The sequence below is a fragment of the Blautia sp. OM06-15AC genome (assembly GCF_003481425.1).
In the GTDB taxonomy this organism is placed as follows: domain Bacteria; phylum Bacillota; class Clostridia; order Lachnospirales; family Lachnospiraceae; genus Fusicatenibacter; species Fusicatenibacter saccharivorans.
This window is the reverse complement of record NZ_QULD01000003.1, coordinates 198,453-212,441: the sequence shown is the minus strand read 5'-3', so window position 1 is coordinate 212,441 and position 13,989 is coordinate 198,453. Positions and strand designations below refer to the sequence as shown.

The 13,989-nt window shown below is 49.6% G+C and carries 10 protein-coding genes; all 10 read left to right on the top strand.

The features are described from left to right. The first annotated feature begins 44 nt into the window (after positions 1-44). The 10 genes from aspS to DXB83_RS06235 all read left to right on the top strand — a co-directional run bounded on the left by aspS (position 45) and on the right by DXB83_RS06235 (position 13,932). Positions 45-1,853: an aspartate--tRNA ligase gene (gene aspS, locus DXB83_RS06280; RefSeq protein ID WP_055227607.1), complete on the top strand. Its 1,809-nt coding sequence runs from the start codon at positions 45-47 to the stop codon at positions 1,851-1,853. 223 nt (positions 1,854-2,076) lie between these two features. Then, positions 2,077-2,340, top strand: a complete 264-nt coding sequence (locus tag DXB83_RS06275; protein ID WP_022461142.1) for a hypothetical protein — start codon at positions 2,077-2,079, stop codon at positions 2,338-2,340. Positions 2,341-2,562: 222 nt separating this feature from the next. Continuing rightward, positions 2,563-3,993, top strand: coding sequence for an efflux RND transporter periplasmic adaptor subunit (locus tag DXB83_RS06270; protein WP_118697353.1), 1,431 nt, complete (start codon positions 2,563-2,565; stop codon positions 3,991-3,993). Continuing rightward, the gene (locus DXB83_RS06265; RefSeq protein WP_117801729.1) at positions 3,990-4,673 is read left to right on the top strand and encodes an ABC transporter ATP-binding protein; all 684 of its coding nucleotides are present in this window, start codon (positions 3,990-3,992) and stop codon (positions 4,671-4,673) included. The genes DXB83_RS06270 and DXB83_RS06265 overlap by 4 nt, the downstream gene beginning before the upstream one ends. Continuing rightward, positions 4,670-7,057 (top strand): efflux RND transporter periplasmic adaptor subunit, encoded by a 2,388-nt coding sequence (locus tag DXB83_RS06260; protein ID WP_118697352.1) that lies wholly within the window; start codon positions 4,670-4,672, stop codon positions 7,055-7,057. Before DXB83_RS06265 ends, DXB83_RS06260 begins: the two co-directional genes overlap by 4 nt. A gap of 11 nt (positions 7,058-7,068) precedes the next feature. Continuing rightward, on the top strand, positions 7,069-8,319 hold the full coding sequence (locus tag DXB83_RS06255) for an ABC transporter permease (RefSeq protein WP_118697351.1): 1,251 nt from the start codon (positions 7,069-7,071) through the stop codon (positions 8,317-8,319). Positions 8,320-8,594: 275 nt separating this feature from the next. Next, complete coding sequence (locus tag DXB83_RS06250) at positions 8,595-9,062, top strand: CBS domain-containing protein (RefSeq protein ID WP_022461147.1); 468 nt, start codon at positions 8,595-8,597, stop codon at positions 9,060-9,062. A 22-nt stretch (positions 9,063-9,084) separates the two neighbouring features. Further along, entirely contained in the window at positions 9,085-10,851 is a 1,767-nt protein-coding gene (gene argS, locus DXB83_RS06245) for an arginine--tRNA ligase (RefSeq protein WP_118697350.1), read from the top strand. Between the two features lie 142 nt (positions 10,852-10,993). After that, complete coding sequence (locus DXB83_RS06240; RefSeq protein ID WP_117804371.1) at positions 10,994-12,601, top strand: serine/threonine protein kinase; 1,608 nt, start codon at positions 10,994-10,996, stop codon at positions 12,599-12,601. Continuing rightward, the gene (locus tag DXB83_RS06235) at positions 12,598-13,932 is read left to right on the top strand and encodes a hypothetical protein (RefSeq protein WP_117804372.1); all 1,335 of its coding nucleotides are present in this window, start codon (positions 12,598-12,600) and stop codon (positions 13,930-13,932) included. Before DXB83_RS06240 ends, DXB83_RS06235 begins: the two co-directional genes overlap by 4 nt. Positions 13,933-13,989 lie beyond the last annotated feature (57 nt).

Sequence of the window (13,989 nt, the reverse complement as noted above, 5' to 3'; positions counted from 1 at the left end):
GCAGATTCTTTGTGTCCGCAGTTCCAAATAGGAGGAACAAGAAAATGGCTGAATCCATGAAAGGCCTGAAGAGAACCTGCCGCTGTGCGGAAGTCACAAAAGCAGATATCGGAAAAAAAGTAACCCTGATGGGCTGGGTACAGAAGAGCCGTAATAAAGGCGGAATTATTTTCGTCGATCTGCGTGACAGAAGCGGCATTATGCAGATTATCTTTGAGAACGGCCCGATCAGTGAGGAAGGTTTTGAGAAAGCAGCAAAACTGCGCAGCGAGTTCGTCATTGCCGTAGAAGGTGAAGTTATGGCCCGCTCCGGTGCTGTCAATGAAAATCTGGCAACAGGAGAGCTCGAAGTAAAGGCTGAGTCCTTACGCATTCTTTCCGAGGCAGAAACCCCGCCGTTCCCGATCGAGGAGGATTCCAAGACGAGAGAAGAGCTCCGTCTGAAATACCGTTACCTGGATCTGCGCCGCCCGGACATCCAGAGAAACCTGATCATGAGAAGCAAAGTGGCAATGCTCACCCGTGAGTTCATGTCCAAAGAAGGCTTCCTTGAGATCGAAACCCCGATGCTGACGAAATCCACACCGGAAGGCGCCAGAGATTACCTGGTACCGAGCCGTGTTCATCCAGGCAGCTTCTACGCACTGCCGCAGTCTCCGCAGCTGTTCAAACAGCTTCTGATGTGCTCCGGCTATGACCGTTATATCCAGATCGTAAAATGTTTCCGTGACGAGGACCTGCGTGCCGACCGTCAGCCGGAGTTCACCCAGATCGATATGGAGCTTGCTTTCGTTGATGTAGATGATGTTATCGATGTCAATGAGAGACTGCTGGCACACCTGTTCAAAGAGGTGCTCGGCGTTGAGGTACAGCTCCCGATCCAGAGAATGACCTGGAAAGAGGCTATGAACCGTTTCGGTTCCGACAAACCGGACCTGCGTTTCGGTATGGAGCTGGTTGATGTTTCCGAGACCGTAAAAGATACCGAGTTTGTTGTATTTAAGGGCGCACTTGAAAACGGCGGTTCTGTCCGCGGTATTAACGCAAAGGGACAGGGCGCAATGCCGAGAAAGAAAATCGACAAGCTCGTTGAGTTTGCGAAAGGTTACGGTGCAAAAGGTCTTGCATACATTGCAATCCATGAGGATGGAAGCTGGAAATCTTCCTTCTCCAAATTTATGACAGAGGAGCAGATGGAAGCCCTCATCAAAGCCATGGACGGACAGGCTGGAGACCTTCTTCTCTTCGCAGCAGACCGCAACAAGATTGTTTGGAACGTTCTTGGCGCACTTCGTCTGGAACTGGCAGAGCAGATGGGACTGCTCGACAAGAACGAGTACCGCTTCGTATGGATTACCGAGTTCCCGCTTCTGGAGTGGTCCGATGAGGAGAACCGTTTTACTGCAATGCATCACCCGTTCACTATGCCGATGGACGAGGATCTGCCGCTTCTGGATACCGATCCGGGCGCAGTTCGTGCAAAAGCTTACGATATCGTCCTGAACGGCACTGAGATCGGAGGAGGAAGCGTTCGTATTCACCAGAACGATGTGCAGGAGAAGATGTTTGAGATGCTTGGTTTCACAAAGGAACAGGCACATGAGCGATTTGGTTTCCTTCTGGATGCTTTCAAATACGGAGTTCCGCCTCACGCCGGACTGGCTTACGGACTGGACCGTCTTGTTATGCTGATGGCAAAAGAGGACAGCATCCGCGACGTCATCGCATTCCCGAAGGTAAAAGATGCTTCCTGTCTGATGACCGAGGCTCCGTCACCGGTTGACGCAGTACAGCTGGAAGAGCTTGGTCTTGAGGTTGAGCCGCAGGCTGAGGAAGAGACAATAGAAGAGTAAAGAAAATTTTGTAATTTACAGGACAGACAATTTTGCAGAAGTGCAGCGTTGTCTGTCCTTTTTTAGGTTTCACTCGATCGGTGTAAAGAAAAACTTAAGAAATTCTTCCACGTCTTCCCCGTTGTTTTGCTGGAAAAAAGTGCTACAATATGGTTTGTAAGAAAGATACGGAAACATCCACAGCAAGTGGAACACATAGAGAAAAAGACAAGGAGGGATCACGATGTTAGTTACATTAGTCATGCTGGCAACCTGTTTTGGTCTGCTCTGCGGAATTGGAATTTTATTTGGGATCGTCGGACTGCTGCTGAAATTTGGAGGAAAAGTCCTCGGCGCATGCGCCACTATTCTTCTCCCGATTGGCGTGATCTGGCTTGGATTTAAAATCGTGTTCGCCGTCGTTCCGCTTCTGTTCAAACTGGTCTGTGCAGCGCTGATCTGTTATCTCGTATACCGCATTCTGCGGGAGATGAAACTTGTAGCATAAAAAATAAAATCTAACAGATTCGAAAGAAAACCTGCTTTCCGTCATAAACACGGAGGCAGGTTTTTAATGACAAAAACAAAAATCTATTTTCAGAAAAAGCCAGTATTTGCTAAAAAAAGAGTAAGGAAAAAGTAAGAAAACAAAAAACAAAATGTGATACGATAGAACTAACTTGGGAAAGCAGAAAATTAATTTGTAAAATAGAAAAGTGGGAGGAAGCGTATGAAGAAAAAAGTAATCGCGATTGTGTGTGCAGTCGCAGTGCTGGCGGCAGCCGGAGGGGGAGTGACATGGCATTTCCTTGGAAACAGTACAAAAGAGGACGATAACGTCGTCTATGTCAATACTGTAAAAGCCCTGACCAATCTGGGAACTGGAAATGGAATGGAAAACCGCTATGCCGGTGTTGTGGAGTCGGAAAATACCTGGAAGGTAGAGAAAAACAGCGAGAAAAAGGTAAAGGAAGTTTATGTGGAAGTCGGTCAGGAGGTTCAGGTCGGAACACCGCTGTTCTCCTACGATACCGAGAAATTCCAGAGTGACCTCGAGCAGGCGCAGCTGGATCTGGAACGCATAAACAATGAACTTTCAAGTATGAATACCAATATCGACCAGCTTTACAAAGATAAAAAGCAGGCATCAAAAGACCAGCAGGCAAGCATCACACTGGAAATTCAGGAAGCGGAGCTGGATTTAAAGAAAAAAGAATATGAAGGAAAATCAAAACAGGCGGAGATTGATAAATTAAACGATAACATCACCAATGCGACCGTGATCAGCGAAATCGCCGGTGTTGTAAAATCAATCAACAACGATGACAGCAGCGCCGGCGCTTACTCCGGTGACAACTCCGACAATTCCTTCCTGACCGTTCTTGCAACGGGAGATTTCCGTGTAAAAGGCCAGATCAATGAACAGAATATGAGCGACGGTTCGATTACGGAAGGAAGCCAGGTGATCGTGCATTCTCGTGTAGATGAGAATCAGACCTGGACTGGAACTGTGACAAAGATTGATCGGGAAAATGCACGGACAGGAAGCAATAACGTTTACAGCAGTTCAGGAGACGGTATGACGCAGTCAAGCAACTATCCGTTTTATGTGCAGCTCGACGGAACGAACGGCCTGATGCTCGGCCAGCACGTTTACGTAGAGCCGGATATCGGCCAGCAGGAAGTCAAAACAGGAATCTGGCTGTCCGATTACTTTATCAACGATGTCGACAGCAACCCTTACGTCTGGGCCGATGATGGAAACGGCAAACTGGAAAAACGAAGCGTAACGCTGGGAACATACGATGAAAATATGATGGAATATCAGATCACTGATGGTCTCAAAGAGGAGGATGCCATCACCTTCCCGGAGGATGGACTGGAAGAGGGCATGAAGACCGTCGTTAGTACCGATGGTTCGCTGGGACAGAGCAATCCGGCCGGCGGCGAGGATGACGGTATGCTTGACAACGACGATGGAATGGTCGACGACGGTATGACGCAGGATGAAAACGGCATGGTCGACAATACCATGGACGGCGCAGAGTACAGCGGTGAGGAAGATACAACGAACGTGATCGGCGGCGCCGACAATGGTGAGGCAGAACCGGCAGACACACAGGAAGCCGGATCAGCAGATGACGGGGAGGTGCAGCCGTGATTCTGGAATTAGAGAATATCTGTAAAGAATATATGCAGGGCAAAATCCCGGTTCCGGTTCTGAAAAACATCAACTTCTCCATGGAAGAAGGCGAGTACGTTGCGATCATGGGTCCTTCCGGTTCCGGAAAAACAACACTGATGAATATTGTCGGCTGCCTCGACCAGGCGACGAGCGGACGGTTGATCCTCGACGGACAGGACATCAGCAAATGCAGTGACAATCAGATGTCGGACATCCGCCTGCAGAAAATCGGCTTTGTCTTCCAGAACTTCCAACTCCTTGCAAGACAGAGCGCAATGGAAAATGTATGCCTGCCGTTGACGTACGCGGGCGTGCCGAAAAAAGAGAGAAGAGAGCGGGCAGCGATTGCCCTCGAGCGGGTGGGGCTCGGCGACCGTATGAGTTTCAAACCGACCCAGCTCTCCGGCGGACAGAAACAGCGTGTGGCGATTGCAAGAGCGATTGTCAACCATCCGAAAATTCTGCTGGCTGATGAGCCGACCGGAGCGCTCGACTCCCATTCCGGCGAGCAGGTCATGGAGCTGTTCCAGAGCCTGAACGACGAGGGCGTCAGCATCTTGATGATTACGCATGACGCGGAGATCGCATCGATGGCACAGCGCACCGTGGAGATCCGCGACGGAATGATGAAATCGAAGGAGGTGGCCGAAGCATGAAAAAAGGAAAAGCCGCAAAGAAAGCAGCGATTGCAGTCGTGACAGCGGTTGCCGTGGGTGGCGTAAGTGTCGGCGGCTATTATGGGATTCGCCAGGCGCAGAAGACAACCGTAAAAGTGTATCCGGTCAGTGACTTTACGAGTGGATACTGGGGAGACAGCATGAACATGGAAGGCCAGATCACCTCGACGGCTTCCCAGAACATCTATCTTTCCGACAGCCAGACCATTTCCCAGGTTCTCGTCAAAGAGGGCGATGTGGTAAATGCCGGAGACACGCTGATGACATACGATACCAGCATGATTGAGCTGGATCTGGAAACGCAGCAGTTACAGCTTGCACAGACAAAGCTGAAAATCCAGCAGAGTGAAAAAGAACTGGAAAAGCTGAAAAAGACAAAACCGGTATCGGATACGCCGCTGAATCCGGTGGAGCCGGATTTCCCGGATTTTCCAGATGAACCCATCGATCCGGATTTCCCGGACGAACCGATTCCGACCCCAGAACCGGAGCCGACGTACGAGGATGCTGTTCTGTACAGCAGTACGAATAAGCTTGTATTTGGTTCCAAACCATACAAAGGAGAAGGAACGCAGGAAGACCCATACACCTATCTCTGCGCACCGGGAACAGTCCTGACAGGCGGATTCCTGAATCAGATGGCAGGATACGCGGATGAAAAGGGAACGAAAAAAGAAGAGGACAGCGAAGGATACTGGTTTCGCCTGGAGATTCATGAGGAAAACAAAGCCGCAGAGGCGCTGGAAACCGTGTGGGAGCAGGATGGAACGAAGATTGCGAAAGCATACGAGACTTCGTATGAAGCAGTCCTGAGTCTGAAAGAATCCGAATCGGCGGATGCACCGGAAATAAAAATCACCACGCCGCTTGCCAACACAGAGGTGGCAGAGGGCGGCGAACTGAAGCTGAAAATCGGAATCAATGAGAAGAAAGATACCGAAGAGAAGCCGGATGAGAAAGCCGACGATAAAACGGATGATAGAACCGAGAGTCCGTCCGAGGACGATGTGACACAGCCGGGTGAAGCCGGAAATGGAAGCGGTGAGGCAGACGATTCCACGGAAAACACCGAAACGGATGTCACTTACACATACGTCTGGAAACACAACGGAAAGACAATCGACGGAGATTTTAAGGATACTTACACAAAAGAAAACATCACAAAAGAGGATGCCGGAATCTATACAGTAGAAGTGACAGCGAAAAATGACAAGGGTACTTCCATGGCAGTCAGCACTGCAAATGTGGCGGTAAAAGAAGGAACGATTACCCCGACACCAAGTGTAACTCCGACCCCGAGCGTTACGCCGGGACCGAGTGTAACTCCAGAGCCGACCGTCAGCCCGGAACCAAGTACAACACCGATTCCGACCACAGAGCCGGTTCCAACAGAAATTCCGGTGCCGAGCGAGACCCCAGTTCCGACGGAAACGCCGACGCCGACCGAAGCCCCGGCAGAACCGGAAGCGGAACCGCAGAGCGAAGATGTGCCGGAAGCAGTGCAGACGACAGCAAAAACCGTATTCTACGGTGAAAAAGCATCGGTACAGTCCCTCTTTACATCATCCACAGGAAGCAGCGCAAATAACAATACTTCTTCCGGTGATGATACCCAGATGACCTACACAAAAGATGAGTTGAAAAAAGCCATCAGCGAAAAAGAAAGCCAGATCCGTAATCTGAAGCTGGATCAGAAGGAAGAGGAACTCAAAGTCAAAAATACGCAGAAATCCCTGGATTCCCAGACCGTAAAAGCGACGATCAGCGGTGTGGTAAAGAAGGTTGGAAATGCAGAAAACCCGTCCAACGACGGAAGCGCCTTTATCCAGGTCAGTGGAAACGAAGGTCTGTACGTGCGCGGCTACTTAAGCGAGACGTATCTCGATCAGGTAAAAGTCGGCGATGAACTCAACGTGACTTCTTGGTCTTCGGGTGCTTTTGCAGCGGCAACCGTAACCGAGATTTCTCCGTACCCGACAACAAGCTACATGTCGTACAGCGAGACACCAGCCTCCTTCTATCCGTTCACAGCCGTTATCCCGGAAGGCGGAGAAGGTTTTGAAAACGGTGACTGGATCGAGATTGCAATCACTGTCGGAAACGATGTAGAAAACGGCAACGGCCTGTACGTCAGCAAAGAATTCATCCGCGAGGAAAACGGACAGAAATTCGTTTATATCCGGGATGAAAATGATAAATTAAAGAAACAGAATGTGGTAACCGGAAAACTTCTGTGGGGCAGTTATTACGAAGTGAAGAGCGGTCTTTCCGAAGAGGATTACATTGCATTTCCGTACGGCAAAACCGTGGTGGAAGGCGCAGACACGAAGGAATCCAGTTCATCGGATTATTACAACAGTTAAGGAGGCGCATTATGTTAGAAAATGTAAGACTTTCCTTTCAGGGAATCTGGTCACACAAAATGCGTTCCTTCCTGACGATGCTGGGTATTATCATCGGAATTGCGTCGATCATCTCAATTGTCTCCACGATCAAGGGAACGAATGAGCAGATCAAACAGAACCTGATCGGAGCCGGAAACAACAACGTGACCGTCAGCTTAAAGCAGGGCGACGGTGATTACTGGATGGACAACGGACTGCCAAGCGGCGTGTCGAAACTGTCCGATGATCAGAAAAAGCGGATCCGCGAGCAGGATCAGGTGGAAAATGCATCGTTTTACACCGAAAGAACGTATGTGAGCGGCATCGCAAAAGGAAACACAACACTGGACAGTGCGAAGGCGCTTGGCGTGGATGAAAATTATCTGTCGACGTGCGGATATCAGATTTATCAGGGACGCGGCTTTGTGGAGAGCGATTTCTCGAAGACCCACAAAGCTGTCCTCCTCGACGATACCGCAGTGCTGACACTCTTCCCGGATGAGTCGCCGGTCGGCAAAACGATCGAGATCATGGGAGAGCCGTTCACGGTGATCGGCGTGATCAAAAAAGCCGATTCGTTCCAGCCGGTCATCAATTCCAGAGATGACTACTATACGTACAATCAGGAATCTTATCCGCTGGTGCTGATGCCGGATGTCTGCTGGCCGATCGTATTCCAGTATGATGAACCGGAAAATGCCGTTGTGATGGCAAAAACGACTGAGGATATGAGCACGGTGGGAAAGACAACAGCGGATATCATGAACGAATCCGTGACCAATACAACTGATTCTCTTTCCTATCAGGCAGAGGATCTGCTGGAGAAAGCAAAGAGTCTGCAGGAGTTAGGCCAGAGCACGAACCAGCAGCTGATCTGGATCGCGAGCATTTCGCTTCTGGTCGGCGGTATCGGTGTTATGAATATTATGCTGGTATCTGTAACGGAACGTACAAGCGAGATCGGCCTGAAAAAGGCGATCGGAGCAAGAAAACGCAGAATTCTGTTCCAGTTCCTGACCGAGGCGGCGGTGCTCACCAGCATCGGCGGACTGCTCGGCGTGCTGGGCGGCATTATCATGGCACAGGTGATTTCGAGGGTATCGCAGACGCCTGTGGCGATCAGTATTCCGGCAATCATTTTCTCCGTGGTCTTCTCCATGGTGATCGGTATCGTATTCGGACTGCTGCCGTCGGTAAAAGCAGCGAACCTGAATCCGATCGATGCGCTGCGAAGAGAATAGAACAAAAAAGAGTTGAAAAATCCGTGCGGGTACAGCGTAGGTGCTGGATCCGTGCGGATTTTTTGTGCGGCGTGTGCGGATGAAACTTAAGATCTTTACTTTTTGCGGAAAGTCGGTTATACTGGAAAATAAGCGCAATTTGCGGCGCAGCAAAGAGGCATTCGAGTTTCGGATTCGGTATGTTTATGAAAATATAAGAAAGATTCAAAGACATTTCACATTCGTTTATGGTATAATCAAACAAGAGTATGACCAACGAAAAGGAGTATACGCGAATGAATATTTTGTTTTTTATCACACCGAAAAGTGAAACGGCTTATCTGTATGACGACTGCTCACTTCGGCAGGCCATCGAGAAGATCGAATATCATAAATACACGGCGGTTCCGGTACTGAACAAAAAGGGCTGCTACGTGGGAACACTGACGGAAGGAGATCTGCTCCGCATCATAAAAGAACGGTATCTGCTGAATTACCATGAAGCAGAGGATATCCCGCTCTGGCAGGTTCCGAAACGGTGGAATTATGAGTCCGTCAACATCAACAGCAACATCGAGGACCTGATCGAGATGTCCATGCGGCAGAATTTCGTTCCAGTTGTGGATGACGAGGGAATCTTCATCGGCATCATCCGAAGAAGAGATATCATCCAGTACTGTTATCAGAAAAGCGGCATCAAAGAAGAGGAAGAAGCCCGGCGCAGCGCGCGGAAACAAAACGCAGAACAGATGATTCTGCAGTAAAGAAGAAAATGAGGGAAACATTATGAAAAAACTGATCGATCTTATCCAGGAAGAGCTGGTAAAAGCCTTTACCGCTGCGGAGATGGACCCGTCCTATGCAAGGGTTTCCGTTTCCAACCGCCCGGATCTGTGCGAATACCAGTGCAACGGCGCAATGGCAGCTGCAAAAGCATACCACAAAGCACCGATCCAGCTGGCTGAAGCAGTTGTAGAAAAAGTGACCGATCACAGCGTGATCGGTGAAATTGAAGCCATAAAACCGGGATTCATCAACCTGAAAATCAACCCGGAATTTCTGGCAGATTATCTTTCCAAAATGCAGAACGATGAAGATCTTTCTGTAGAGAAAGCAAAAAATCCGAAAACCATTATCGTAGATTACGGTGGAGCAAACGTGGCAAAACCGCTTCACGTTGGCCATCTCCGTTCCGCGATCATCGGCGAGAGCATCAAGCGTATGGGACGCTTCATGGGCCACAACATGATCGGTGACGTTCATCTTGGAGACTGGGGTCTGCAGATGGGACTGATCATCACCGAGCTGCAGGAGCGCCATCCGGAGCTTGTTTATTTTGATGAGTCCTTTACGGGAGAGTACCCGGAGGAAGCACCGTTTACGATCAGCGAGCTCGAGGAGATTTATCCTTGCGCAAGCGGCAAATCGAAAGAGGACGAGGACTATAAGAAACGTGCACTCGAGGCAACGAGAGAGCTGCAGCAGGGCAGAAGAGGATATCGTGCGATCTGGAAACACATTATGAACGTTTCTGTTGCCGATCTGAAAAAGAACTATGGAAATCTCGACGTTCATTTCGATCTGTGGATGGGTGAGTCCGATGCACAGGAGTACATTCCGGACATGGTAGATTACCTGAAAGACAATGGTTATGCACATTATGACCAGGGCGCACTCGTTGTTGATGTCAAAGAAGAGACAGACACAAAAGAGATCCCGCCGTGCATGATCTTAAAATCCGATGGAGCAGCTCTGTATGATACGACAGACCTGGCAACCATCATCCAGCGTATGAAACTGTACAAGCCGGACGAGATCTGCTATCTGGCAGACAAACGTCAGGAGCTTCACTTCGTACAGTGTTTCCGCTGTGCAAGAAAAGCAAAACTGGTGAATGATGATACCGTTCTTTCCTTTATCGGCTTTGGTACCATGAACGGAAAAGACGGAAAACCGTTCAAGACCCGTGAGGGCGGCGTTATGCGTCTGGAGCGTCTGATCGGCGAGATCAACGATGAGATGTATCAGAAGATCGTGGAGAACCGCAGCGTAAAAGATACGGATGCAAGAGGAACGGCACAGATTGTCGGACTGTCTGCTATTAAATACGGTGACCTGTCCAACCAGGCATCGAAAGATTATGTATTCGATGTTGAGAGATTTACTTCCTTCGAGGGAAACACCGGTCCGTACATCCTGTACACGATCGTTCGTACAAAATCCATCCTCGGAAAATATAAAGAAGAGGGAAATGAACTGAAGAAAGGCGCACTTCTGGCACCGAAGAGCGACAGCGAGAAAGCTCTGATGCTTTCCGTATCCCGTTTCAACGGCGTTGTGGAGAACGCATTCGAGGAGAAAGCACCGCATAAGATCTGTGCTTATATCTACGAGCTTGCAAACGAGTTCAATCACTTCTACCACGAGACCAAGATCTTAAGTGAGCAGGATGAGGCAAGAAAAGCATCTTACCTGGCACTGCTGGATCTTGTCCGCGAGGTACTTGAGACCTGCATCGACCTGCTGGGATTCTCGGCACCGGAACGGATGTAAGATTCGTCAAGAGGGAAAAAATAGATAAAAAACAGGCGATTTTTTTGGCAGCCGTCGGCTTCTGTAGTTCTTGCGGAAACGGCGGCTGTTGTGTTATACTTACATCACGATTTTTCATCCGCTTGGACATTCGTCCTGAAAAATCGATTCTATATTACTCTATCGAAGAGCCATTCGGCTCAATTTATATCCATGTACAAAAACAGAATATCGGACTGACAAACACTTTGACGTAAAAAGAGGAGGCGGGATCATTGGAAAAGTAGAACTTCCGGGAGGGAAGTATCGCCTGCTGTCAGTGCTCGGAAGAGGGGCAACGTCTGTCGTTTATCTTGCAGAGAAAACTGGATCCGGAAAGCGGTATGCAGTCAAGGTAAGTATATGTGACAGGGAAAAACTGCGCCGAGAAGCGTTTCTTTTACAGAAGTTTTCATATCCCGGGATTCCCTGTGCGGTGGAACTTCTGGAAAGTGGGACAAAAAGCTTTCTGGTGATGGAAGCTGTAAACGGAAAATCTATCGGACAGCGTATGCGTAAGGGAGAACGGTTTTCCAGCCGGGAAATTCTGAAAACGGGAATTGCCCTGAGCGGGATTCTCTGTTATCTCCATGCACAGAACCCGCCGGTTTTCTACCGGGATCTGAAGCCGGACAACGTGATGATAACAGAGCGTGGTGAAATATACCTTGTGGATTTCGGTGCAGCCGGAACAGAAGAAACGGGTGTGGAAGTCCGTTATGGAACCCGCGGTTATGCAGCGCCGGAGCAGTATAACGGGAAGTGTGACGCCCGTTCCGATCTTTATGCACTCGGCGCACTGCTTGCGGCAATGGCGAAGCATGCGAAAAAGCGGCAGAAAAGAGGACTCTGGCGGGTGATGGAAAAGTGTATGCAGAAAAAGCCGGAGGAGCGGTATGCGTCTGCCAGAGAAGTCAAAAAGGCACTGCGGCGGCTGGAAAGAAAGCAAAAAGGCAGGAAGACTCTGCGGATCTTTGCAGTTTTTGCTTTTCTGACAGGAGGAGCGGCTGCAGTTGCCAGCAGGATGCCATGGGGTCAGTTTCCGGCGGCAGACGAATGGGAGGAGCAGGGCGATCTCTGGTTCTGCGGAAATCCGGTGGAAGAAGGCAGTCTGCCGAACTACCAGAAAGCGCGGGAAGCGTTCTTAAAGGCAGACCATCTCAGTCAGGCGGGGCGTGTGGAGCAGGAACTTGTGGAATACTGTCTGGCGGATGATGCGGCAAGGGAAAAAATGCAGATGGAGCCATTGCTGGCTGAATTTTATGATGACACGCAGCAGGAGCCGGAAAAAGAAAAACGCTGCCGCAGATATCTTGCTGTTGCAGGAATGTATTTCAGTTTTTCCGAAGAACTGGCGCGTGAAAATGACATAGACGCCATGCGGAAAGGAATCGAAGTGCTGGAAAAGGCCGCAGGCGAGAATATGGAGGGGAAGTGGGAGGCGGTTATCTGGCAGAGACTGGCGGATGCGTGCTATCTTGGCGGAAAATCTGGGGATGGGGAAAGAGAACAGGACTGGTGCCAGGAGAGCTTTCTCTATTACGAACGGCTTCTGTGCAGCAGACAGGATGGAAACCGGCGGAAAAATCTGCTCAGGGCCGCAGAGCTGGCACTTCAGTTCGACATGCAGGAAAAAACAGAACAGTACCTCAACGAGGCAGCAGAAATTCCGGGAATGGAGGAGGACATTTTTTATCAGCAGATCAGAAAAAGATGGGAGGAAGCAGGATGAGAAAAAAGACCATATGCGCAATGATGACAGGATTCCTGGCCGTCCAGGGAATCGAAGTCCACGCGGAGACACAGCAGACGACAGGCGAGGCCGCAAGTGCGGTGGAAAGCGTGGAATTAGAAGCTGAAATCATCGAGAACAGTGATGTGACAGATGCAGACGGGAAAGCCGGACCGGAGGAACTGCTGCCGGACGAAAAGTCAGAAGAAGAACCGCCTATAGAAGAGAAACCAGAGCAGGAACCAGAGCCGCCGGAAGAGAAAACAGATCCGGCAGAGACCGGAAAGAAAGAGACAGAAGAAGAAAAAATGCTTCCCCCGACGGTAATTCCGGATCCGGAGAAAGAACCAGCGGAAAGGTGGGAAGAAACAGATACAAAAGAATCAGAGACAGAAGAGTCAGATTCGGAGAGAACGGATTTTGGAGAAATGGACACAGAAAAACCAGATTATGAAGATGCAGGTTCAGAAAAATCCGGAACGGAAAATTTGATGCCAGAAGATTCGGAACCGGAAAAGCCTGATATGGAAGAAACGAAGCAGGAATCTCCGTCAACCGAAAAAGAGTCAGAAAATCAAACCTCGGAAACAAAAGCACCAGAAAAAGAAGAGCCTACCGTAATGCCAGATGCCGGAAAGGCAAACACAGAAAAGCAGGAACAAACGGAGCCCGGGCAATCGTCTCCGGAGAAAGAAGAACTCAAAACAGACGAACAGCTGCCCGTTGCTGCAGCCACGCCCGAGGAGGTGACCCAAGATCCAGATGATACTCCGCTACAAACAGAAGAAAGCAGTCCTCCGCCTGCCGAAACTCCATCTGAGAGTGCCGGGGAGGAGCCATCTCAAATACCGCCGCAGATCATCGCTGATTTCATATTATCACAGATAGCAGACGAAGATTTCGAAGCGCCGAACCCCCTGATTATCCGCCCGGCCGACACCAGCGTCGAAATAGATCCCGGTTATACCCCGGAAATTCTGCTCGAGGGAGCCGCCGACACGGCTGAAATTCTTTCCTGCATGGTAAATGGCTCCGAAGCCGAATACGAATGGAAAGAAAACAAAATCTGTCTGAAAGCCGAGAGCCTTTCCGAAGGCTACAACCGCATCACTGTAAAAGTGCGTGGCGCAGACGGCATTGTACGAACCATGAAACCGTGGGAAGTCAACGTGAAACCAAAAACTTCCACACTTGTCAGCCAAAGAACCAGCCAGAAACCAAAAGGAACCCGCCTCTTGCAGTCCTTAAGGCGCCTCTGGAACCTGATTCGTGCCATTGCCGAAATTCAGAATCAGACCACCCGCTATCTGCGTGCACTCTGCAGAAAATAGCCTGATCCGGTTTTGTTTGTATTTCTAATTTCGATATGCTAGAATAAAAGACATGTC

Coding starts and splice junctions, on each gene's coding strand:
- DXB83_RS06270 (WP_118697353.1), top strand. CDS start 2,563: ATGAAGAAAAAAGTAATCGCGATTGTGTGTGCAGTCGCAGTGCTGGCG.
- DXB83_RS06255 (WP_118697351.1), top strand. CDS start 7,069: ATGTTAGAAAATGTAAGACTTTCCTTTCAGGGAATCTGGTCACACAAA.
- DXB83_RS06275 (WP_022461142.1), top strand. CDS start 2,077: ATGTTAGTTACATTAGTCATGCTGGCAACCTGTTTTGGTCTGCTCTGC.
- aspS (WP_055227607.1), top strand. CDS start 45: ATGGCTGAATCCATGAAAGGCCTGAAGAGAACCTGCCGCTGTGCGGAA.
- DXB83_RS06260 (WP_118697352.1), top strand. CDS start 4,670: ATGAAAAAAGGAAAAGCCGCAAAGAAAGCAGCGATTGCAGTCGTGACA.
- argS (WP_118697350.1), top strand. CDS start 9,085: ATGAAAAAACTGATCGATCTTATCCAGGAAGAGCTGGTAAAAGCCTTT.
- DXB83_RS06235 (WP_117804372.1), top strand. CDS start 12,598: ATGAGAAAAAAGACCATATGCGCAATGATGACAGGATTCCTGGCCGTC.
- DXB83_RS06250 (WP_022461147.1), top strand. CDS start 8,595: ATGAATATTTTGTTTTTTATCACACCGAAAAGTGAAACGGCTTATCTG.